General features: G+C 57.7%; 16 protein-coding genes. 6 read left to right on the top strand and 10 right to left on the bottom strand.

From position 1 onward, the window contains the following. The coding region (locus Q7O77_RS02585) for a co-chaperone YbbN (protein WP_304163284.1) at nt 1-749 on the top strand (749 nt) is incomplete at its 5' end. A 55-nt stretch (nt 750-804) separates the two neighbouring features. Here the strand turns inward: Q7O77_RS02585 and Q7O77_RS02580 are convergent. Together Q7O77_RS02580 and Q7O77_RS02575 are read right to left on the bottom strand one after the other, a co-directional pair. Further along, nucleotides 805-2,004: a nicotinamide mononucleotide deamidase-related protein YfaY gene (locus Q7O77_RS02580; protein ID WP_304163282.1), complete on the bottom strand. Its 1,200-nt coding sequence runs from the start codon at nt 2,002-2,004 to the stop codon at nt 805-807. Nucleotides 2,005-2,236: 232 nt separating this feature from the next. After that, nucleotides 2,237-2,776, bottom strand: a complete 540-nt coding sequence (locus Q7O77_RS02575) for a YfaZ family outer membrane protein (RefSeq protein ID WP_304163279.1) — start codon at nt 2,774-2,776, stop codon at nt 2,237-2,239. Between the two features lie 276 nt (nt 2,777-3,052). Here Q7O77_RS02575 and katA point away from each other — a divergent pair, with 276 nt between their 5' ends. After that, complete coding sequence (gene katA / locus Q7O77_RS02570; protein ID WP_304163277.1) at nt 3,053-4,492, top strand: catalase KatA; 1,440 nt, start codon at nt 3,053-3,055, stop codon at nt 4,490-4,492. A 54-nt stretch (nt 4,493-4,546) separates the two neighbouring features. Here the strand turns inward: katA and menE are convergent, their stop codons facing one another. The 6 genes from menE to menF form a co-directional block, all read right to left on the bottom strand. Then, nucleotides 4,547-5,926, bottom strand: a complete 1,380-nt coding sequence (gene menE, locus Q7O77_RS02565) for an o-succinylbenzoate--CoA ligase (RefSeq protein ID WP_304163275.1) — start codon at nt 5,924-5,926, stop codon at nt 4,547-4,549. Beyond that, nucleotides 5,914-6,882, bottom strand: coding sequence for an o-succinylbenzoate synthase (menC, locus tag Q7O77_RS02560; RefSeq protein ID WP_304163273.1), 969 nt, complete (start codon nt 6,880-6,882; stop codon nt 5,914-5,916). The genes menE and menC overlap by 13 nt, the downstream gene beginning before the upstream one ends. Continuing rightward, entirely contained in the window at nt 6,882-7,739 is an 858-nt protein-coding gene (gene menB / locus Q7O77_RS02555) for a 1,4-dihydroxy-2-naphthoyl-CoA synthase (RefSeq protein ID WP_118894955.1), read from the bottom strand. Before menB ends, menC begins: the two co-directional genes overlap by 1 nt. A gap of 5 nt (nt 7,740-7,744) precedes the next feature. Continuing rightward, complete coding sequence (menH, locus tag Q7O77_RS02550; protein WP_304163285.1) at nt 7,745-8,515, bottom strand: 2-succinyl-6-hydroxy-2,4-cyclohexadiene-1-carboxylate synthase; 771 nt, start codon at nt 8,513-8,515, stop codon at nt 7,745-7,747. Further along, nucleotides 8,515-10,197 carry a 2-succinyl-5-enolpyruvyl-6-hydroxy-3-cyclohexene-1-carboxylic-acid synthase gene (gene menD / locus Q7O77_RS02545; RefSeq protein ID WP_304163269.1) on the bottom strand — a complete coding sequence of 561 codons (1,683 nt, stop codon included), beginning with the start codon at nt 10,195-10,197 and terminating at the stop codon, nt 8,515-8,517. Before menD ends, menH begins: the two co-directional genes overlap by 1 nt. A 107-nt stretch (nt 10,198-10,304) precedes the next feature. After that, complete coding sequence (menF, locus tag Q7O77_RS02540) at nt 10,305-11,630, bottom strand: isochorismate synthase MenF (RefSeq protein WP_304163268.1); 1,326 nt, start codon at nt 11,628-11,630, stop codon at nt 10,305-10,307. Between the two features lie 281 nt (nt 11,631-11,911). Between menF and Q7O77_RS02535 the strand changes: the two genes are divergently transcribed. Genes Q7O77_RS02535 through rcsB form a run of 3 tightly spaced genes read left to right on the top strand, consistent with a single transcriptional unit; the run spans nt 11,912 to nt 16,425 of the window. After that, complete coding sequence (locus Q7O77_RS02535) at nt 11,912-13,093, top strand: MFS transporter (protein WP_304163266.1); 1,182 nt, start codon at nt 11,912-11,914, stop codon at nt 13,091-13,093. A 5-nt stretch (nt 13,094-13,098) separates the two neighbouring features. Continuing rightward, on the top strand, nt 13,099-15,768 hold the full coding sequence (gene rcsD, locus Q7O77_RS02530; RefSeq protein ID WP_304163264.1) for a phosphotransferase RcsD: 2,670 nt from the start codon (nt 13,099-13,101) through the stop codon (nt 15,766-15,768). Between the two features lie 6 nt (nt 15,769-15,774). Continuing rightward, on the top strand, nt 15,775-16,425 hold the full coding sequence (rcsB, locus tag Q7O77_RS02525) for a response regulator transcription factor RcsB (RefSeq protein WP_026738877.1): 651 nt from the start codon (nt 15,775-15,777) through the stop codon (nt 16,423-16,425). A 133-nt stretch (nt 16,426-16,558) separates the two neighbouring features. Here the strand turns inward: rcsB and rcsC are convergent, their stop codons facing one another. Both rcsC and gyrA read right to left on the bottom strand, forming a co-directional pair. Next, entirely contained in the window at nt 16,559-19,420 is a 2,862-nt protein-coding gene (rcsC, locus tag Q7O77_RS02520; RefSeq protein ID WP_304163255.1) for a two-component system sensor histidine kinase RcsC, read from the bottom strand. 130 nt (nt 19,421-19,550) lie between these two features. After that, nucleotides 19,551-22,190: a DNA topoisomerase (ATP-hydrolyzing) subunit A gene (gene gyrA / locus Q7O77_RS02515; protein WP_304163253.1), complete on the bottom strand. Its 2,640-nt coding sequence runs from the start codon at nt 22,188-22,190 to the stop codon at nt 19,551-19,553. A gap of 244 nt (nt 22,191-22,434) precedes the next feature. On the opposite strand from gyrA, the gene ubiG reads away from it, so the two are divergent. Next, nucleotides 22,435-23,160, top strand: coding sequence for a bifunctional 2-polyprenyl-6-hydroxyphenol methylase/3-demethylubiquinol 3-O-methyltransferase UbiG (gene ubiG / locus Q7O77_RS02510; protein ID WP_304163251.1), 726 nt, complete (start codon nt 22,435-22,437; stop codon nt 23,158-23,160). Nucleotides 23,161-24,181: the final 1,021 nt, after the last annotated feature.

The following is a 24,181-nucleotide window of genomic DNA, read 5'->3' as shown; positions in this document are numbered from 1 at the left end:
AGCACTGTCAGGAGCTCGGCCCGGTACTGGACCGGCTGGCCGCCGAATACGCAGGGCAATTCTTGCTGGCGAAAGTGGACTGCGATGCAGAACAACGCGTCGCCGCGCAGTTCGGCCTGCGCGCGATCCCCACCGTCTATCTGTTCAAAGACGGTCAGCCGTTGGACGGCTTCCAGGGGCCTCAGCCGGAGGAAGCGATCCGCGAACTGCTGCAGCGCGTTCTGCCCAAAGCGGAAGATCTCAAAACGGCTGAAGCCGAGCGTTTAATTCAGGACGGAAAATTGCAGGACGCCCTGCCGCTGTTGAAAGACGCCTGGCAGTTGGATAGCAAACGCAGCGATATCGCCCTGTTGCTGGCGGAAGTGCAGATTGAGCTGAATCGTGCGGAAGACGCCGAAGCCGTGCTGAGCACCATTCCGATTCAGGATCAGGACAGCCGTTACCACGGTCTGGTGGCGCAGATTGAGTTGCTGAAACAGGCCGCCGATACCCCGGAAATCAAACAGCTGCAGCAGGAGCTGGACGCGGATCCGGACAATGCGGAACTGGCGGTGAAGCTGAGCCTGCAACTGCATCAGGTCGGCCGTAACGAAGAGGCGTTAGAATTACTGCTCGGCATGCTGAAAAAGGATCTGGCGGCCGCCAACGGCAGCGCGCGCAAAACGATGATGGACATCATGTCAGCGCTGGGCACCGGTGATGCGCTGGCCGCGCGCTATCGTCGCCAGCTCTACGCGCTGCTGTACTGATTACCGCACGTTTCGACGGGCCGCCCCGGCCCGTCGCCCTTCTTGTGTTACCCCGCTAGCAGGTTTCCACCGTTTCAATCCAGCCGTTACCCCCGTAGGGCGAGACGCCGCTCAACCAACGCCGCAGCATATTCATCGCCGCCATCGCGACAATCTCCTGCTGCGTCGATAGCGCGTAACGGGCCGCATTGAACTGCAGGGTCTGAGCCAGCGTTTGCGAAGGCGTATGCAGCGCCAGAGACAAACGTCCTTCGCTCAACTCACCCACCACCAGAGCCACCTGCGCCCCGCATCGCTGCGCCAGCTCACGCGCCTGCTGCGACACCGTTGTTAATGGGCTGGATGTCTTGTCGGAGGCCGTCAACAGCTCGCCGCCCGCCAACGGCGCATTCGCGCCGCGCAGTTGCCAGTGCAGCAACCCGGCGGTGAACGTTTCGGCAATCGCCACCCGCAGTTGACGCTCAGACAGCGTCTGCGCCAGCTGCGCAGGCAGACCTGCGGTCCCCTCAAACACCGTACTGTCGCCAACGATCTCTTGTACCTGTCGCCACAACGCCTGCATGGCATCCTGCTGCGATGCGGGGCCGGTCAATTTGATTTCGACGATAGGCACGGCGCAGCGGTAACCCAGCACCACGCCCGGCGGCAGCGTAAGCGGCGCCAGCGCGCTCGCCAAATCGCTTTCACCGCGCCCGAAGGTGGTCAGACGCAGGCAGAGCGGCGCTTCGCCGAGGGAAAAGCGCTGACGTAAGCGCGGCATAATCTGCTGGTCTACCATCACTTTGAATTCAGACGGCACGCCGGGCGTGAAAAATAACAGGCAGCGGTTCAGCTTTAGTGCAAAGCCGCAGGCGGTGCCGACCGGGTTGTCGAGCAGCTCCGCGCCGTCCGGGATTAGCGCCTGCTTGCGATTCAACGCCGACATGGGACGACCGCGATCGGCAAAGTAAGCCGTCATTTTCGCCAGCCACTCCGAGTGCTCTACCAGAGAGACGCCTGCCGCCGTCGCCGCTGCCAGCGAACTTAAATCGTCGCTGGTCGGCCCCAGTCCGCCGTTGACGATCAACACATCCGCGACATGACTGCGTTCGGTCAACGCCGTTACCAGCGCATCCAATTCATCGCCAACCGTCATGCGGCTGGTCATCGGCGCGCCTTGCTGAAACAGGTAATCCGCCAACCAGGCTGCATTGGTATCGACGATCTGGCCGTGCAGCACCTCGTCGCCGGTGCAAAGCATCTCAACCCTAAGCATGTTTACTTTCTCCATTCGTGACTCGTCGGGCCTTCGTCTGCCTGGCGCCAGCGCACCTTATCTGGCAGGCGGTAATAACAGGACGTCGCCGACCGGCAACCTGCGATTCAGCGGGCGGCACGAGGTCATCACAATTTATGATACTTAGATAATAAAGGAATGACGCTGTGGGTAAACGTGGGATTGATGATTCAGAGAAGAAGGCGCGGAAAACCGCGCCCTGTGGCAGAGATTAGAAGCTAAGGCCCGCGCCGAGGTAAACACCGTCAGCAATTCTGCGATCGTCGTTGGTCGACCCCATCGTGATATAGCGATAGCCCACGTCCACGGAGAGCGGACGCAGCGGCTGCCAACGAACCCCGCCTTTCGCTTCAACATAATGATCCAGATGGCTGGTGAACGCCTCCGGCGAGTAGTAGCCTTCCCCGAACAGCGAGAAAGACGAGGTCAGCGGGAACTGCACGCCGCCGCCCACCGCCAGACCGTAGCCGTCATCGCCGTGATCGGGTTGCAGATAGACGCCTTTGACGCCCGCTTTGACCGCAGCACGGCCCAGGCTGAAGCCGTAGTCCACCCCGAGAGTGTAGGCATCATTGTTGTTGTCATTATCATGACCCCAGCCCGCGTTGGCGGACAACCCCGGGAAGGGCAAGCCAATGCTGGCGCCGCCGCTCACATAGTCCTTACCCGCTTCCGCCGAAATGCCGATAGCCTGAGCGCCTGCCGAGGCCAGCAAAAGTCCGCCGAGGCAGGCTGTCATCAATTTTTTCATCGTTATCGTCCTTAAATCAGGGGTGAGTGATATCAACTCGCGCCGGTCGCCAGCCGCAAAGTCAATATAGACGTTACAAAAACGGAATGATTCTACGTGATGTTTACTGTGGTGGGAGCCAGAATAAGGCTAAAAATGCGGGTTTCGCCTGACGAAATACGACAAATTCGCCTTTTTCAGCGCTGGCGATATCAATGATAAGCGTCGCCGATTTGCCTAATTACCGGCTCTGGCTGATAGTTCTTATCAGTCGAGTCAAACCGTAAGGAAGTAAACATGAGCAATGAAAAACAAAAGCTGACCACGGCCTCCGGCGCGCCGGTCGTCAGCAATAACAACGTAATGACCGCAGGCCCCCGAGGCCCGATGCTGCTGCAGGACGTTTGGTTCCTGGAAAAGCTGGCCCATTTTGACCGTGAAGTGATCCCTGAGCGACGCATGCATGCCAAAGGCTCCGGCGCTTACGGTACTTTCACCGTCACCCACGATATCAGCCGCTACACCCGCGCTAAAATCTTCTCCGAAGTCGGTAAGCAGACAGACATGTTCCTGCGTTTCTCCACCGTCGCCGGGGAACGTGGCGGTGCCGACGCTGAGCGCGATATTCGTGGTTTTGCCATGAAATTCTACACCGAAGAAGGGAACTGGGATCTGGTCGGCAACAACACGCCGGTCTTCTACCTGCGCGACCCGCTGAAATTCCCGGATCTGAACCACGTGGTAAAACGCGATCCGCGTACCAACCTGCGTAACCCGGTCTACAAATGGGACTTCTTCTCCCAGTTGCCGGAAGCGCTGCACCAGCTGACTATCGACTTCAGCGACCGCGGCCTGCCGAAATCCTATCGCCACATTCACGGTTTTGGTAGCCACACCTACAGCTTCATCAACGCCGACAACGAACGTTTCTGGGTGAAATTCCACTTCCGTTGCCAGCAGGGTATCGAAAACTTGATGGACGACGAAGCGGAACAGCTGATCGGGAAAGACCGTGAAAGCTCTCAGCGCGATCTGTTCGACGCCATCGACCGCGGCGACTTCCCTCGCTGGAACCTGCAGGTGCAGATCATGCCGGAAGCGGAAGCCTCTCAGGTGCCGTACAACCCGTTCGATCTGACCAAGGTCTGGCCGCACGGCGACTATCCGCTGATCGATGTCGGTTATTTCGAACTGAACCGCAATCCGGAAAACTACTTCGCCGAAGTGGAACAGTCCGCTTTCAGCCCGGCGAACGTCGTGCCGGGCGTGAGCTTCTCGCCGGACAAAATGCTGCAGGGCCGTCTGTTCTCCTACGGCGATGCCGAGCGTTACCGTCTGGGTGTTAACCACCACCAGATCCCGGTCAACAAACCGCGCTGCCCGTTCCATAGCTATCACCGTGACGGCGCGATGCGCGTGGACGGCAACAGCGGCAACGGCGCCACGTATGAGCCGAACAGCTTCAACGTATTCCAGGAACAGCCTGACTTCAGCGAGCCGCCACTGTCGTTGGAAGGCGCGGCCGATCACTGGAATCACCGCGAAGACGGCGACTACTTCAGCCAGCCGCGCGCGCTGTTCCAGCTGTTGAGCGAAGAAGAGCATCAGCGGATGTTCCAGCGTATCGCCGGCGAGCTGTCTCAGGTGCCTGAGTTCATTCAGGACCGTCAGATCGCGCTGTTCAACCTAGTTGATCCGGCCTACGGCGCGGGCGTCGCCAAAGCGCTGGGCCGTTAATTTCCTGCCTGCGGACGGCGAGTGTCTTTCACGGACACACCGCCCGCAGGTTTGTCAGCCGCGCTGCCGCCGCACCCAGGCGGCGACCTGCTGACGGGAGATTTTTATGCCGCCGTTTTTCAGCGTCCCGGGCAGAAAATAGAACGCCACGGGACGCTGATATCCCACCAGCTGCGGCGCGAGCCAGTCGCGAAGCATCGTCAGATCGCACTCCCCCGCGGTCTCAACCACCGCAACCGGGCGCTGCCCGAACTCCACATCATCCACCGGCACGACGCAGGCGAATTCAACCGCCGGATGCTGCAATAGCACCGCTTCCACATCCTCCGGCTGAACGCCTTCACCGCCGCTGAAGAACTGATTATCCAACCGTCCCATGATGCGCCACTCGCTGCCATCCCAGCCGCCGCGATCGCGGGTATGGAACCAGCCCTGCGAGTCGGTCAACGGGTGCAGCGCGCCATCGCGCCAATAACCGGACGCCAGACTGCTGCCTCGCAGCCAAATCTCCTCATCCACGGCTTGAATATGACGTCCGGCAAGCGGCAGACCGACGCCGGGACGCCCGTCGGCGCGCTTGGCGCACACGGTGGAGGCCAACTCCGTCAGCCCGTAACCGCACCAGCAACGAATGCCGATGGCTTCGGCCTGTTGCGTCAGCGTCAACGGGATCATCGCGCCGCCCAGCAGTACCGAGGTCAGCGATGGCGGCACGTCGCCCTGCGCCAGCAGACGCCATAGCTGCGTTGGCACCAGCGAAGCATGCGTACAGCCCCGCAGCGCAATATCTAACGAATGCCCCGGCCGCACCACCAAGCAGGCTCCCGCCGCCAGCCAGCGCCAGACGATACCTTGCCCGGAGACGTGAAACAGCGGTAAGGAGAGCAGCCAGCTGTCGCCCATCGCGTAGGGCATCAGTCCGCGTACGCCCTCTGCGCTCGCCAGATGCGCGGCAAAGGTATGCACCGCCGCCTTCGGCAGGCCGCTAGAGCCGGAGGTCAGCGTCATCGTCGCCAGTCGCGCCTGATCCCATGCGGTGCGCGGTTGAGGCTCTACGGCTTCGTCGCTCCCGGCAGTCAGGGGGACGATCGCATCAGGCCAAGGCGTCTCGCTGAAACACAGACCGAAGCGGATATCCAGCGAGGGCAGCAGCACGTCCGTCTGCGTGACGGGCAGCTGTGGATTAAGCGGCAGCAAACGCGCGCCGCACTGCAACAGCGCCAGGTAGCTCAACAACATTTCGCTGCTATTGCGCCCACGCAGCGCGACGCCGCTCCCCTCAGTGACGCCCTGACGGACGAACGCCGCAGAACGCTTTTCAACCTCATCGGCCAGCTTGCGCCAGCTCCAGTCTTCATCGTCACGGATCAGCGCCGTCGCGTCGGGCTGCTGTCGCGCCCAGTGCCGCCACGGCCAGTCGGCTACGACCGCCATAGTTCGTCCAACTGTTCAACGTTGAGCAGCGGCAATGGGCTGTCCGGCCAAGGCCGCAACACCTGCGCCTGCATCAGATCCAGCGTATCCAAACCGGGGATGACCTCTGGCATGAGCCAGTGCGCCAATCGCGCCAGCTGGGTCAAACCAAGACTGGATTCAATGCTGGAGCTGATCACCGCCGTCAGACCCGCCTCATGCGCCTGACGAACCCACTGTCGACAGCGATTCAGACTACCGGTCAGCGTGGGTTTGATGATGATGGCGCTGACTCCCGGCTCGGCTTCCACGCGGAAGTCCGGCTCACGGACGCTCTCGTCCCACGCGATATTGATGCCGGTATCTCGCGCGAAGGCCCGCGATTCCTCGCGGGTTTTGCACGGTTCTTCCAGAAAGGCGATGCGGGATCGCACGGCCGGATCGACGTAACGCGCAAAACCATCGGCTTTGGCCCGCGTCCAGCTGCGGTTTGCATCCAGACGCAGGGAGAGCTGCGGCAAAGCATCCAGCAACAGGTTGACGATCATCCCGTCCCGCACGGCTTCGTACAGCCCGACTTTGACTTTCGCTACCGGGTTCGGCAGCCCTTGCAGCATCGCGAACAGCTCGTCCGGATCGCCGCTGCACAGCGGCGCTTTGCGATAGTCGGCGTCCTGTGGCAGCGTTCCTGAAAGCTCCGCGTCGGCGAAGCTCAAACCGAAGTCGACCGATGGCACGCCGGTGTCTTCCAGCGCGTCGCCGTTCAGCCAGCGCAGCAACGACGCACGCACGGCCGTCTCGGCATCGTCCAGCGTTTCGACACTGAACTGCGGCAGCGGCGCTATCTCGCCCCAACCGCACCGTTCGCCGTCGCATAACTGCACGATCAGCCCGTCACGGGTTTTGAGCCGCTGGTTGCGCAGCACCACGCCGGCATCCATCGGTACGCTGTAACGGTAGAGCGTCGCCCGACGCATTACGGATTCCGCCGGAATTTGCTGAAGTCAGGCTGGCGTTTTTCATTGAAGGCGTTGCGCCCTTCCTGCCCTTCGTCGGTCATGTAGAACAGCATGGTGGCGTTGCCCGCCAGCTCCTGCAATCCCGCCTGACCGTCACAGTCGGCGTTGAGCGCGGCCTTCAGGCAGCGCAGCGCCATCGGGCTGTTTTGCAGCATTTCGCGGCACCAGCGCACCGTTTCTTTTTCCAGATCGGCCAGCGGGACGACGGTGTTAACCAGTCCCATATCCAGCGCCTGCTGCGCGTCGTACTGACGGCACAGGAACCAAATTTCCCGCGCTTTTTTCTGACCGACGATGCGCGCCATGTAGGAGGCGCCCCAGCCGCCGTCGAAGGAGCCGACGCGGGGACCGGTCTGACCGAAGATGGCATTTTCCGCCGCGATGGTGAGGTCACACATCATATGCAGCACGTGGCCGCCGCCGATGGAGTAACCCGCCACCATCGCTACCACCGGTTTAGGGCAGGTACGGATCTGACGCTGGAAGTCGAGCACGTTCAGGTGGTGAACGCCGCTGTCGTCCTGATAGCCGCCGTAATCGCCGCGGACTTTTTGGTCGCCGCCGGAGCAGAATGCCTTGTCGCCTGCGCCGGTCAGGATAATCACGCCGATGCCGTCGTCATGGCGCGCGTTGTCCAGCGCCTGAAGCATCTCTTTGACCGTCAGCGGACGAAAGGCATTACGTACCTGAGGGCGGTTGATGGTGATTTTGGCAATGCCGTCAGCCGATTTGTGGTAGAGAATATCGACAAAATCACCGCTGCAGTCGTGCCATTCGGTGGGGGCGTACAGCAGTTCTTCACTCGGATACAGCATAGGGTTTATTCCTTTACGGGATGGGAAATCAATGAACGGATCCGCGCCGCATAGCCGGACGGATTCTCCTGATGGGCATTATGGCCGCAGTCGGCCACGCTCAGCAGCGGCAGAGCCGCCTGCCGCGCCAGCGTCTGAAACTTGATATCGCGCTCGCCGCACACGTAGCCGAACGGCACCGACAGCTGCTGCAACGAGGCAGTCAGGCTCGGCTGACGAGATAATGAGGTGGCATTCAGCATGTCGGCCACCGCAGCGCCGTCGTTATGACTGCGCCGCTGCACCAGCGTCTGCTGCTGCGCGAGGGTGAGGTCTGCGAAGACCGGCTGCTGATACCAGTCCGCCAGCACCTGCGCCAGCGGCTCCTCCGCAAAACGGCGCGCCCAGCGGGCATCATGCAGCGCCCGCGCCTCACGCTCGTCCGCCGTCGCCAGACCGGGATGCCCGCCTTCCACCAGCAAACCACGTAGTCCCGAGGTCTCGCCGTAGCAGGCGTGGAACATGGCGATACGGCCGCCGAGCGAGTAGCCCAGCAGCCAGTAGTCGTTCACGCCCTCCTCCGCCAACAGCGCGGTGAGTTGACGACTGACGTCGTCAAAGCTATCGGCGGACTGATGGCGAGAGTCGCCGTGACCCGGCAGATCGACCAGCAACACAGGACGATCGTTGAGGAAAGGAAGGATGGGCTGCCAGTCTTCGCCGCTGCCCAGCAGTCCGTGGAGCAAAACCAGCCACGGCTGTCCCGGCTCGCCCTGTTGAAGACGGCGTGCGCGCATCACCATGTGGCGACCTCGGCCAGAAGCTGTTGCAGGCACTCCGCGCCCGCCTTCGGCGATACCGACACCTCCAGCAACGTCGTCGCCGTCTGTTTAAACCCGTCGGACGCGGCGTCGACGACCTCGCGCCAGTTCGTCGCCCGGGCGTAACGCAGGCCGAATAATGCGGCGGCGTGGCTGAACTCCACCTGCTGCGGCATACAATAGAATGTTTCCCGCGCCTGCTCGGGCGTCGGCAACAAAGAGAAAATCTGGCCGCCGTTGTTATTCACCACAATCAGTACCAGCGGTGCGGGAGGATGACGCAGGAGCGCCAGCGCGTTGACGTCATACAGCGCGGACAGATCGCCAATCACCGCCAGCATGGGACGCGCGGTAGCGCGCTGCACGCCCGCCAGCGTGGAGACCAGACCGTCGATGCCGCTGGCGCCGCGATTGGCGTACACCGGATAGCCCGCGGGCAGCTGGGCCAATGCATCCACCAGACGGATCGTCAGGCTATTGCCCAGAAAAAGCTGCCCCTCCTCCGGCAACAGCGCAGGCAACCGATGCGCCAGCTGCGCTTCGCCAAATCCTTCCGTTAGTCGGGCGGCCACCTGCGCGCCGACGCGTTCGACGCACGCGGGCAAGTCGGTGGCCCACGGTTGGGGCGCATCAGGTTCGGGAGGATGTGCGATCAGCCAGTCGGCGATGGGCGCGACCAGCCGACGTCCGCGATGATGAACCGGGTCCAGCCGACCGGGCAGCGCATCTACCAGCCAGTATTCCTGCGGCTGAATGGCCGCCTGCCACTGCAAGAGCCGCTTACCGGTCAAACCGGCGCCGAGCTGGACGACAATCTCGGCCTGCTGCAAACAATAGGCCTGCGGATGTGCCAGCCACAGATCCGCATGAGGCAAGGGCTGGCCGGATTGGGAAAGCACATCGCCGATCAACGGCCAACCCAGCTGCTCGGCCCAGCGGGCGATAGCCTCCCCACTTTCGGCCGGTATACGACCGACGATGACCACGCCGCGTTTGCAACGCCACGCCGACCAGTCAGGCTGTGCGGCGCAGTCCGGCGCAGATTCATCCGCACGCAGCCACGACGAAGATGCTTGCCACCACGATCCCAACGCCTGCAGCCAGATGGAGTAAGCCTCTGGGTCGTCCGGGCCGTACAGCGGCTCGGCGAAAGGACAGTTGATATGCAGCGCGCCGTGCGTCAACCGCCCTACGACGTCGTCAACGGCGGACACCAGCCAACGCGCCGGAATATCTGGGGTGGGTCGGGGAAGCGCCAGCGTATGCGTGGGATGAGAGGCGAACATGCCGGGTTGGCGGATGGCCTGATTTGCGCCGCAGTCGATCAGCTCCGGCGGCCGGTCGGCCGTCAGCACCACCAGCTTTTCACCGGTCAGACCGGCTTCAATGATCGCCGGATACAGGTTCGCCGCCGCCGTTCCCGACGTCACGATCACCGCCACCGTCTGCCCCGAGGCCTTTGCCAGCCCCAGCGCCAGGTGCCCCAGTCCGCGTTCATCGAAGTGGGTATGGCAGGTTAGCGCCGCGTGCTCCGCCGCCGCGAGCGTGAGCGGCGTCGAGCGAGAGCCGGGCGCGATGCAGACATGACGTATGCCATGCCGGGTCAGCGTTTCCAGCAGAACTGTCGCCCAGCGGCGATTAAATACATTAGTGGACATGGTCGACTCAACAACTCTGGTTGCGGGTTGTAGCAATAATTATATTTTGTTTTATTCCGCCGACTTTGATGTAAACACTTAGCAGGCACAACAAACATAAAACAACACTATGACATATCACTGTCCAGCAGCGACTTCAGGCCCGCTGCCTTGTTTTCCAGTTCCTGCCATTCTTGCTGTGGATCCGATCCGGCGACAATTCCCGCACCGGCATATAACGTCAGCCGATCACTTTCGACATCCGCCGAACGCAACGAAACGCAGAATTCCGACTGCTGACGCGACAGGTAACCGGCCGACCCGGCGTACCAGCCGCGATCGAAGGGTTCATAACAGGCCAGATAGTCTCGGGCTGCGGCGCGAGGCAGACCTGCCACCGCCGCCGTCGGCTGCAACAGCGGCAAACAGACACTGTCTTTCGCGTCATACAGTTCAGCACGGATCGCGCGGCGCAGATGTTGCACCTTGCGCAAACGGATCGTCTCCATCGGCAAAACGTCCAACGCCGTCGCGGCCTGAGACAAGCGCTGGCGGATGTCATCCACCACCAGCCGGTTCTCGTTCTGATTCTTGACGTCCTGCATCAGCCAACGGGCCAGTTCGCCAGCCCGTTGGTCATTACGATCGTTGGCGACGGTTCCCGCAAGCGCTTCGGTTTCCAAATGGTTTCCTTCCCGACGGTAGAGTCGTTCAGGACTGGAGCCCAGAAAAGCGCGCTCTGGCGTGAAGGCCAACATAAAATGATAGCAGTCATGATTAGCGGCGCGGCTGGCGGACATCAAGGTTGCGGCCGCCAGAGACCGGTCTAGCGTCAGCTGAGTCGTTCTCGCCAACACCACTTTTTCCAGCGCTCCAGCCTCAATTTCCGTCAACGCCTGCTGGACCAGATCGGTCCATTGCGCTTTTTCGGGATGATGCGCTGTGAGCCTGACGGTGGCCGATAAAGGCGGCAAAGGGTGCGCGGCCGACAGCTGACGCAGTGCATTTAACGCGATTTCCGCATCCTGACGCAGCGAGATCTTGCTGAAGATATTGACCCGGAGCTGTACTCGCTCGCCCTGACGCCGCAGCGTGACACGCGGTAAAAACAGGTAGCCGTCGAGCGGCTCCGCCTGAGCCAGCGTGGGGTAACCGAACGAGTTCAACCCCCACAGCCGCACATCGTCGTCGATATCTTCACGCTGCAGAAAGGCTTCAGCTTCAGAGACGGAAGCGAAAGTACACACGGCGCCGCACGCGGCGGCCTCTTCCGGCTCTCGCCGGTGCTGCCAGTAAAACTGCGGATACAACGCCTGAGCGGCCAGCCAGGCCAACAGCGCTGCCGCGTCCCCACTTTCCGCCGACAGCGTGAACGTGCGAAAGCCCGCATTGTCTGGCAGCGGCGCACCAAGCGCCCGCTCCATACGCTGCAACAGGCCTGAAAGTTGCTCCACGTTGCCCCCGGAATCCTAACTGAAAGTGTGGGATTATACGGGCGCGTCTCTGGAAAAAAAACGCCGGGTGACTTTTCGACGCAGATTGTCCCGCGCACGGCCGTCTTTACTGGCGTTTCGGCCTCCTGAAACGCGCAGCGGTCAGGTGCGAATCGGCCCCATGCGCGCCCTGAAAAAAGATGACGTGACGGCGAGGAAAAACAGATCCTCTTTCGATAAAAGCCCTGAATTATGATAAAAGTACCCTATATCTCTGATTCCAGACGTGGTCTCTGTCTCTCATGCGTTCAACCGTCGACACCAAGCCCATTTCCCTTGACTCTCCCCTGACGGATAAAGCCGTACAGGTCGCAACCCGAATCGGTTTTTTGATCTCCGGCACGGTCATTTCCGCCTGGGCGCCTCTGGTGCCTTACACCAAGCATCGGCTGCACATCAACGACGCTACGCTCGGAATGTTGCTGCTGAGCATTGGCATCGGCTCACTGATCTCCATGCCGTTGGCGGGATTTCTGACCGCGCGGTTTAGCTGTCGACGTGTCATTTTCGCCTCCGGCACCGTGCTATGCGTGTTGCTGCCGTTGTTGACTCTGCCCGGAGCGTTTCCATCAATGGCGCTGATTCTGGGATTGCTGGGCGCGATGCTGGGATTAATGGATGTCGCCATCAATGTGCAGGCCGTTGAAGTGGAACGCGCCAATCAACGGGCCCAGATGTCCAGCTTTCACGGCTTTTATAGCGTCGGCGGGATCGTCGGCGCCGGTTGCGTCAGCCTGCTGCTGTGGCTGGGACTGTCTCCCCTACTTGCGACGCTGGCGGTCGCGTTGCTGGTCTGGCTCATGTTGTTCTGGTCGCAGCGCCATATGCTGCGCGCGACGTCCCGCGCCAACGAAGGGCCTCTGCTGGCGATCCCTCGTGGATGGGTGCTGTTTATCGGTTTCTTATGCTTCATTATGTTTTTGACTGAGGGCGCAGTTCTTGACTGGGGGGCGCTGTATTTGACCGCTTTTCGCGGCATTGACGCACGTCAGGCCGGTATCGGCTTTGCCGCCTTTTCCATCACGATGACGCTGGGTCGACTGTATGGCGATCGCGTGGTTAACCGTTTAGGCCGCTTCGCCGTCGTTGCTGGCGGAAGTCTGTGCGCCGCCGCGGGATTACTGATGACGATTACCATTGATAATCCCATAACGGCCATCGCCGGTTTTGCGCTAGTCGGTCTGGGCGCGGCCAACGTGGTGCCCATTCTGTTTTCCACCGCCGGTAATCAGACGATCATGCCGCCGCATCTGGCGCTGGCATCCATTACGACGATGGGATACGCCGGTTCTCTGCTCGGCCCGACGCTGTTAGGATTTGTCGCCCAGATCAGCAGCCTGTCGCTGGCGCTGGGCGTTATCGTTATGTTGTTGCTGGCAGTCTGTGCCAGCTCTCGCGCCATCATCCGTTCGTCTGGAGATTGATTGTCATGCCCGCCATCATCATGCGTTATTTTTCTCTGTTTGTGTTACTGCTACTGCTGGTGTTCGGGGCGTTCAGCTACAACTACATCAATGGCTGGATGACGGAGAAGAAATATGCTCTGACCGATATCGCTGAAAGTATGCAAAAGCGGATCGACACTTATCGCTTCTTTACCGATCAGATTTATAAAAACCTGCTTGTGGATGCCCCGCCTCCGACCGAAGGCGCGGTGAACGTGATCACGCTGGTGCCGAACGTGTTCTACGTTGAGCAGCGCGGCCAGAAGACCGATACGCTGATTTTTGGACAGCACGAGAAGGGTACGCTCTACTCTATGCACAAGATCTCGCAGTATCTGGACATTCTGTGGGGCGCGAAGACCGACGTGTTTTCGATGTACTACCTCAACGGCACCGATAACAGCCTGACTATGGTGTCAACCCAGCCGCTAAAAGACGTCTCCTCCCAGTTTCGCGGCAGCTATATCGCGGCGCTGATTGAAGCCCGCAAGGCCGAAATGCTGCAGCAGGCGAATGCGCTGGACGAACGTGAGAGCTTCTCCCCGTTGCGCAAGCTGCGCTTCTATAACAACTACTATTTCACCCTGCGCACGACCTTCAACCAGCCGGGGCATCTCGCGACCGTCATCGCCTTCGACCTGTCGATCAACGATTTAATCCCGCGCAACATGGAGCGGGAGAATCTCATGCTGCGTCAGCAAACGCTGCCGATGAGCATGGAAACCGGCACCGATAACGAGACACCGACCGACGTCCGTCTGGAAGGCACGATGGTCGAAGTGTCCGCCCAGTTGACCAACGCACCGCTCAAAATGGTGTACAGCATTCCGCTGGACCGTCTGATCGCCGACATGCTGCGCACCAATATCTGGATGATATTGCTCAATCTGGCGCTGCTGCTGATCGCATTGATGGGCTTTTACGCCTTCCGACGCCACTTTTCCCGTCCTCGGGAAGACCTGTCGTACCGGCTGAAGAAACAGCAGAACATGTACACCGAGATCATCGGCCATCTGCCGGTGGGCGTCTTGGTCTATGACTTCAGCACCAATAAGGTGGTGGTGGCGAACGCGCTAGCGGAACGCCTGTATCCGCACCTCAGCCTGAAGAAAATTGCGACGCTGGCGGAAGAGCATCAGGGCGTGATTCAGGCCACGGTCGATAATGAGATGTATGAAGTCAGGCTGTTCTATAGCCTGTTCGTGCCGGACTACTGCCTGTTTTTGCTACGCGAACAAGAGCAGGAAATCGTCATCAACAAGAAATTGCAGCTGGCGCAACAGGAGTTTGATAAGAACATCGCCGTGCGTAAACAGCTGTTCCACAACCTGAGTCAGGAGTTCAAACAACCGCTTAACGCCGTGCATCAGCTGGCGCTGTCGCTGCGGAATGAACAGACGCCAGACGAACGGCAGCAGTCGCTGCAACTGCTGATTAGCGAGGCCGCCTGCGCCCTGAGCCTGATGGAGAATATCGCTCTGCAGGCACAGTTGGAAAACGACGAATGGGATGTGGCGCACGCGCCTTTTGCACCGCTCGCGCTCGTCGACGATTTACTGCTGACCTTATTGCCGCGTATACAGCAAAAAGGAGTCAGCCTGTTTAATCATTACCAGCTGGATATTCGACAGATGTATCTGGGCGACGGCGAGCTATTAAAGAAAACGCTTTCGTTATTAATGGATTATGCCATTACGAATACGGACTACGGCAAAATTACGCTGACGCTGAAACACCCTGAACAGTCATCAGGACAATTGGTCATACAAATTAACGATACGGGTACGAATGTTTCTGTCGAAGAGCTCGATAATGTACAGCATCCGTTCGCTGCACCGGCACTTTCTGATCGATTCAGCCAAAATTCCGGATTAACCTTATTTTTATGTCATCAGCTTTGTCACAAACTGGGCGGTCAATTGCAAATCAACCGACTGCCGGATTTAGGTACGCAATATACGCTGACGCTAAAAATGGAGCCCGTCGAGCTCCCGGAAGAGGAAGAGGAAAAGCTGCTGGATGGTATTACAGTGTTGCTGGATATCACCACGGATGAAGTACGGCAGATTGTTAGCCGCATGGTCAGTCAGTGGGGAGCGGACTTCGTCATTTATGACGAACGCCTGATTAATCAGGAAGCGGACCTCACGATTACGGATAACGCAGGTAAAGTCGCAGACGACACGCTATTGGTGACCGGGGAAGACACACAGTGGGTTTCTCTGGGCAAACGGCGGCTGCGCACCAGCTACAACATCAGTCAGTTGATGCTGGATGCTCTGCTGAAACTGATCGAGCAGCAGTTGGAAACGTCCACCGACGACAGCCATCCGGCAACGGATGACGACATCGGTTTTTACGCTCGTCAACTGCGCAGCAGCGATTACTTTTCACTGTTCGTAGAGACAGTACCGGAGGATATGAACAGGCTGTATACTGAAATCCAAGATGGCGATTTTGTGTCACTGGCTCAAACAGCCCACCGGCTCAAAGGCGTGTTTGCCATGCTGAATCTGCATCCGGGCAAACAATTGTGTGAAGTCCTGGAACAACTTATAACCTCGCAGGATAGTGTGCAGATAGTAAATAACCTTCAACAGATTGAACGTTTTGTCAGTGCATTACTACAGCAAGGTGGCCAACAATATGAGTAAACAACAATGAACAACATTAATGTAATTATTGCAGACGACCATCCTATCGTTCTTTTCGGCATCAGAAAATCACTGGAACAAATCGAGTGGGTGAACGTCGTTGGGGAATTTGAAGACTCAACAGCATTAATCAATAATTTACCAAAGCTCAACGCCAACGTTCTTATTACTGATTTATCCATGCCAGGGGATAAATACGGCGACGGAATTACGCTGATCAAATATATCAAGCGTCACTTTCCGCAGCTGTCGATTATTGTTCTGACCATGAACAACAACCCCGCGATTCTTAGCGCCGTACTGGAGCTGGACATCGAAGGGATCGTCCTGAAGCAAGGCGCGCCGACGGATCTGCCTAAGGCATTGGCCGCATTGCAGAAAGGCAAGAAATTCACGCCGGAAAGCGTGAGCAAAGTGTTGGAGAAAATCAGCGCCAGCGGCTACGGTGATAAACGCCTGTCGCCGAAGGAAAGCGAAGTGCTGCGTCTGTTCGCGGAAGGTTTCCTGGTGACTGAGATCGCCAGAAAGCTTAACCGCAGCATCAAGACCATCAGTAGTCAGAAGAAATCGGCCATGACCAAACTCGGGGTCGATAACGATATTGCGTTGTTGAACTACCTCTCCTCCGTCGGCGTCGCGTCGACAGAAAAAGAGTAATGCCGACCACCCGCCGATCATCTCGGCGGGCATTCCATACTCAGGCTCTTCTCAGAGCCTTTTTTTCGTTCCCACTCCCCTACGCACGACAAGCCTGACCTGCTACCAGCGTGTATCGGGGCGAGGACGACGGTCAGCTATCGTTGGACTGCGCAGCGTTGTTCTGCCGCACCAGATTGGCGTAATACGCCAGAGACTGTTGCAGCGTATCCAGCGTGACCGGTTTCGACAGGCAGTTATCCATACCGGCTTCTAAACAGCGCTGCCGTTCTTCCGCCAGAGCGTTGGCAGTCACGCCAATAACCGGCAGCGTCATCGCCATCTCCCGCATCCGGCGAGTAAAGCCATACCCATCCAGATTCGGCATATTGACGTCCGTCAGCACGATATCGACGGTGGATTTGCTTAGCACGTCGAGCGCGTCCAACCCATCGTTGGCCGTGACAACCTCATAACCCAATGACCCCAGCTGATCCGCCAGCAGACGACGGTTAATCGGGTGATCGTCCACGACCAGAATATGGATGTCGTCGTTGTCGCAGCTATAGCTCACCGAAGCCGGAGCGGCGGACGTCGGGGCAGGCAGCGCTTCTTTGCCGCGATAAATGCGTTGCAGCAGCAGCGGTAGATCCTGCGGAGCCGAAGTGCTGTGCTCCCAACATCCCGGCGACACTTCTTGCGCCGATCCGGTATGCGACCCGCTAATCAGGATGTGCGCCCGCGCGCCCAGGTTCTGACTCAACGGATAGTCGCTGATCACGATCTCGTCGGCCGCCACGCTCTGCCCGCTATAGTCCTGCACATTGAGGCCATGCTCCTGCAGGAAGGCGCGCAGATAATTTCCCATATAGGCGTTGCGAATCCGCAGCCAGGCGTTTTTCCCCTGTAAGAGAGGATTAATCACCGTCAGCGGATACTGGGCCTGATACAGCGGAATGCGGATGCCGAACTGGCTGCCCAGCCCCGGAGCCGACTCGATGGTGATGTCGCCATCCATCAGGTTGACCAACTTCTCACAAATCGCCAGCCCCAGACCGGTGCCCTGAAAATGCCGCTGCACGCCGGTTCCAGCCTGGAAGAAGGGATCGAACAGTTTCATTACTTCGCGCGTATTAATCCCGACGCCGGTATCCCGCACCAGAAACTCGATATACCCGTCGCAACAGCGCACCTGAAAGACAATACAACCAGTATCCGTGAACTTGATGGCGTTGCTCAGCAAGTTGGACAACACCTGCTGCAGGCGCACCGGATCGCCCGACAGGCTCAACGGCACCTTGGGTTCGATAAAGCAGTAGAGTGTCAGGCGCTTTTTGACCACCAGCGGCAGATAGTTGCTCACCACGTGGCTGATAACTTCACGCGGGATAAACTGGCAGTTTTCGATCTTCAGCTGCTCGGACTCGATTTTGGAGAAGTCGAGGATGTCGCTGATGATTTTCAGCAGCAGCTCAGACGAATTGTGCATGGCCGTCACCAGCCGGTTAGCATCTTTCGGCAGCGTCTTGGTTTGCAGCAAATCCAGGTTGCCGATGATGCCGTATAGCGGCGTGCGCAGTTCATGACTGACCGTCGCCAGGAACATCGATTTGGACTGGCTGGCCTGCTCGGCCGCGTTAGCCATTTCCTGCAGCGACTCTTCCATTCTGACGCGGGCGCTGACGTCCAGCAGGACGCAAATCGCGACGTTCTCGTTGCGATAGCGTGAATGCACGAAGCTGATTTGCAGATGGTGGTTACGGCTGGTCAATACATCCACGGACTTGGACTGCTGTTCGCAGATAATCTTGGTCACGCGGATACGGTCTTCGTAGGTCAGCAGGCTAAGGTAGTTGTGAGCCAGCTCGTTACTCAAAATATTGGCGCCGTCGCTGATACGCAGGATACAGATCCCTACCGGCGCGGAGGCCACGATCTTACGGTTGAACTGTTCGTTCTCTTCCAGCTGAAACGCGTTTCTTTCCGCCGGCAGAAACATGCGCTGCTCCAGCACACGGGTAATCACAAACAGCGCAATGGCCGACAGCAAATTCAGCAACGCCATGTTCATAATCAGGGAGTTCAGCGCCGCCAGAATGACCTCCAACGGCAGCGCGTACACGACGCTCAGCGTGGTCGGCAGCAAGGCCTTCTTCAGAATCAGTGCGTTGTAGTTATTGATGTAACCGAAGTAGGCGCTGATGTCCGGATATGGCCCGTTGATGTTATTGCGCGCCGCATCGCTGAACTGCATCAGCGTGCGGTTGTTTTGATCGAGCAGTTTAACGCTGAACGGCAAATCGCTGCTCAGCATGAAATCATCCAGCCGGATGGGCTGTTCGATTCCCATCACCGCCACCAGCTGGTTTTCCACATAGATTGGCATCAATGCGTAGAAATAACCGGTCTCAGAGGTCAGACCGGAGCTGACCCAGAACAGGCTGTCGTCACGGCGGGTCGACAGCTTGCTGTTGCGCTGCCCTTGCAGGCGTTCTTGCACGTTTCTGACCAGACTTTCGCTATCCAACGACTGGTTACGAATGCCGAAATCCACCAGACACTGCTGACGGCGGTCGACAAAGAAAATACGATTCAGGTCGTAGACGGAAGAGAAATCGTGGTGCCACTGCTCAAAAAAGTGGATGAGCGGCGTCAGCTGGGAGGGGTTTTTCTCATATTCTGCAGCGCAGTTGACCGACGATGACATACCGTAAATCGAGTAGGCCTTCTCCTGCACTTCGGTAAGATGCTCCCGACCGGGATTGGCCACGCTCAGCCGATTGGTGGCCATGTATTTCAGCTCGCGCGCCACGTCCGTCGCGCGGCGAATATATCCCAAAGACTGGTCGGCATTCAGGGTAAACAGATGCCTCAGCTGAGACTCGCGTTCGTTAAGCGCCTTGCTGATATAAAACAATGAGATCAGCGCTCCCAGGAGCCACAGCGCCAGAGCCAGCGCCCGGAACAAATACCGGGAAAATTTCAGAGTGGTCTGAAATGAAGCTACAAATTTCAAGGGAATACCGTCAGGTTATGGGATAAAAAACTGCCGCTGAACCAGCGGCTACCACAGTACCGATCCCGCATAAAAAAAGCCAGCGCATCACACGCTGGCTTAGTATCACATCCGGAGAAATCGCCTCGGATTACTCGTCGTCTACGGCTTCATCGTCGTCATTGTCAGATTCGTGCTCATCGCCTTCCTCTTCAATGCTCTCACCGTCGACGCCAACGACGCCGTCCAGCTCTTCATCTTCCACCGGTTCGGCGACGCGCTGCAAGCCGACGACATTTTCGTCTTCGGCAGTACGGATCAGCGTGACGCCCTGGGTGTTACGACCAACGATGCTGACCTCGGATACGCGGGTACGCACCAGCGTTCCGGCATCAGTAATCATCATGATCTGATCGGCCGTATCGACCTGAACCGCACCGACGACCTGTCCGTTACGCTCGCTCACCTTGATGGAGATCACCCCTTTGGTGGCGCGAGATTTCACCGGATATTCGCCCACAGCAGTACGCTTACCGAAGCCGTTCTGCGTGACGGTCAGGATATCGCCGTCGCCGCGAGGAACAATCAACGAAACCACACGGTCGTCATCCTGCAGGTTGATACCGCGCACACCGGTCGCAGTACGACCCATCGCACGTACCGCCTGCTCGGAGAAGCGTACGACTTTGCCTGAAGCGGAGAACAGCATGACTTCGTTGCTGCCATCCGTCAGGTCGACGCCAATCAGTTCGTCGCCATCGTTCAGGTTGACGGCGATGATGCCGGCGCTGCGTGGGCGGCTGAACTCGGTCAGCGCGGTTTTCTTCACCGTACCGCTGGCTGTCGCCATAAAGATGTTCAGCCCTTCTTCGTATTCACGTACCGGCAGAATGGCGGTGATACGTTCGTTAGGCTCCAGCGGCAGCAGGTTGACGATAGGACGTCCACGGGCTCCACGGCTGGCTTCCGGCAGCTGATAGACTTTCATCCAGTACAGACGACCGCGGCTGGAGAAGCACAGGATCGTGTCGTGGGTGTTCGCCACCAGCAGACGATCGATGAAGTCCTCTTCCTTGATGCGGGCGGCAGACTTGCCGCGTCCGCCACGACGCTGCGCCTCATAGTCGGTCAACGGCTGGTACTTCACGTAACCCTGATGAGACAGCGTCACCACCACATCTTCCTGGTTGATCAGGTCTTCGATGTTGATGTCGGCGCTGTTCGCGGTGATCTCGGTGCGACGTGGATCGTTGTACTGTTCCTTGATCGCTTCGAGCTCTTCGCGAATCACTTCCATCAGGCGATCCGGGCTGTTCAGAATGAACAGCAGTTCGGCGATTTGCTCCAGCAACGCCTTGTATTCGTCAAGCAGCTTTTCATGTTCCAGACCGGTCAGTTTCTGCAAACGCAGATCCAGAATGGCCTGAGCCTGCTGCTCGGTCAGGTAATAGTGACCGTCGCGAATACCGAATTCCGGCTCCAGCCACTCAGGACGCGCGGCATCGTCGCCAGCACGTTCCAGCATGGCGGCGACGGAACCCAGTTTCCAGGCATGTGACACCAGCGCGGCTTTCGCTTCGGCAGGCGTTGGCGCCTGACGGATCATCTCGATGATCGGGTCGATGTTCGCCAGCGCAATGGCCAGACCTTCCAAAATATGGGCGCGTTCGCGCGCTTTGCGCAGCTCATAAATCGTGCGGCGCGTCACCACTTCACGGCGGTGACGAACAAATGCGGACAGGATCTCTTTCAGCGTCATCAAACGCGGCTGGCCCTGATGCAGCGCCACCATGTTGATACCGAAGGAGACCTGCATCTGCGTCTGGGAGTAAAGGTGGTTCAGAACCACTTCACCCACCGCATCGCGTTTGATCTCGATGACGATACGCATCCCGTCTTTATCGGACTCATCGCGCAGTGCGCTGATGCCTTCGATGCGCTTGTCTTTTACCAACTCGGCCATTTTCTCTATCAGGCGAGCTTTGTTCACCTGATAAGGAATTTCATGCACGATGATGGTTTCACGGCCGGTTTTCGGATCTGCTTCGACTTCGGCGCGAGCGCGGATATACACCTTGCCGCGGCCTGTGCGATACGCTTCTTCGATGCCGCGCTTACCATTGATGATGGCGGCGGTAGGGAAATCGGGTCCCTTGATGTGCTCCATCAAGCCTTCAAGGCTGATGTCTTCATCGTTGATGTAGGCCAGACAGCCGTCAATCACTTCAGACAGGTTATGAGGTGGAATGTTGGTCGCCATTCCCACCGCGATACCGGAAGATCCGTTGACCAGCAGGTTGGGAATGCGCGTCGGCATGACGTCTGGGATCTGTTCCGTGCCGTCGTAGTTCGGCACGAAATCGACCGTTTCTTTGTCCAGGTCGGACAGCAATTCATGGGCGATTTTCGACATGCGAACTTCGGTGTAACGCATGGCGGCAGCGGAATCTCCGTCGATCGAACCAAAGTTACCCTGTCCATCCACCAGCATGTAACGCAGCGAGAATGGCTGAGCCATACGCACGATGGTGTCGTAAACCGCACTGTCACCGTGGGGGTGGTATTTACCGATGACGTCCCCGACCACACGGGCCGATTTTTTATAAGGTTTGTTCCAGTCATTCCCGAGTACGTTCATCGCGAACAGTACGCGACGGTGTACCGGCTTCAGGCCATCGCGAACATCTGGCAACGCACGTCCGACAATAACAGACATGGCATAGTCCAGATACGAGCTTTTCAGCTCCTCTTCGATGTTAACCGGTGTAATTTCTCTGGCAAGGTCGCTCATGGAGCCGCTATCCCTCTATTAATGCATCTACCCGAGTTCAAAAGGTGAAAAAGTATATCACAAAGCGGCGTTTCGGGGGAAACTCCGCACCCCCCGCCGGGTTTTTACCGCCGGGCCAGGAGACTGATTTTTATGGCCTACGCCGATGCATTCCCTCCCACGCGCATCGGCTCGACTACAACAACCGCGGCAGGCCGGATATACTCACTAACAGCGAAAAATGACGATAAGGTAAGACATGCACATGAAGGCTGATTCCCATACCCAAAACGTCGACCACGACGAAATCGCCAAGTTTGAAGCCGTCGCCTCCCGCTGGTGGGACCTGGAAGGCGAATTCAAACCCCTACACCGGATTAATCCGCTGCGTCTGGGATATATCTCCCGTCATGCCGAAGGCCTGTTTGGTAAGAAGGTCCTGGATGTAGGCTGCGGGGGCGGTATTTTGTCCGAAAGCATGGCGCGCGAAGGCGCTCAGGTGACGGGGCTCGATATGGGGGGCGAACCATTGCAGGTTGCGCGCCTTCATGCTCTGGAAAGTGGAATCAACGTACATTACGTGCAGGAAACCGTAGAAGCTCATGCCGAGGCTCACGCTGGCGAATATGACGTCGTGACCTGCATGGAGATGCTTGAGCATGTGCCCGACCCGCGTTCCGTCATCGAAGCCTGCGCCCGTTTGGTCAAACCCGGGGGACAGGTATTTTTCTCCACGATCAACCGCAACGCCAAAGCGTGGCTGATGATGATAGTCGGCGCCGAGTGTGTCGCGAAAATGGTGCCGCGTGGAACGCATGATATCAAAAAGTTTATACGCCCTGCCGAACTCCTGGGATGGCTTGATGCGACGCCACTGCGGGAAAAGCACATCATTGGGTTGCACTATAATCCGCTGTTCGACACATTCAGTCTGGGCGGGAGTGTAGACGTTAACTATATGCTGCATACACAGCGTGAAAACGCCGAATAAGCTGACAAGCCATGTCAGACGTTTAAGTTCTCCTCGTTCCTTCCGCATCGAATACGCTCTCATCATCGATTCGGGAGGACGGCATGACAAGGGGAGAAACCACTTCGTTCTCCCTGTTCCTGTCTGATTATTGCTTTCCAACTTACCGCTGACATTGCCACTCCTCCTCTTTCAATGATGGTGACGCCGTCATTCAGTCGGGGACAAGGCAAAACCAACGCTAACCTGATGTCTGTCCACGGCAGTTGAATAAGATGCCGCCTTCAATGTTCACTATTTTTAATATGTAAAAGCAGTAGAAGTATTTTCGATATCTCAATTATTTCTTCCAGATTATTCCTAAAACGCTATTTGTTTTTTATTTAAGGCTTTTATCCCACCGATAATGGAGAGCACAGGGGCGGATAATCCGCCCCTGTATATGACCACGACAATAACAATGGATAACCTTGAGGTAACCACACAAAATAATCGATGCGTATAAAAAATCGTTGCCACAATAGCGTGTTAATGACCATCTATTTTTTAGCGCAGAGATTATTTAGCGTTACACGTGGCGCCGGGTGATCGATTATTTCCCCCGGAAGATGAGCCGACTCATTTTAGAATCGACCATTTCTATTATCATTACTTCCCTTGTTGCTACGTCCGGATGCCTTTCCGCTCGAACTACCCTGCGAAGGGCTGCTGCTTCGGCTGCTTGCCGAGCTAGACGCCAACACCCACTGAGGCTGATGACCAGACGTTGCGACATGGCTATTGTTATTCATAGTACCGGGATAAATACCTTCGGCGCTGGAATAGGCATTCAAGGAGGCAATGGATATTGCCAAACCGGTAATGGAACTGAGTAAAATAGAAACCTTTCTATATTTCATATTGAATTTCCCTTATTCATGGATTTAATAAAACCATTTAGACATTAACCCAATACGAAAATATAAAAAAATAAACATAATATAATAAATGTAACGCAATATGATAAAAGCCTGTCTCTTATACACATCTGACGCTGCCGACG

This window comes from Lonsdalea britannica, assembly GCF_946477055.1.
Taxonomy (GTDB): Bacteria; Pseudomonadota; Gammaproteobacteria; order Enterobacterales; family Enterobacteriaceae; genus Lonsdalea; species Lonsdalea britannica_A.
Note: the sequence above shows the minus strand (reverse complement) of the source record. Positions and strands in the feature narration are given on the sequence as shown.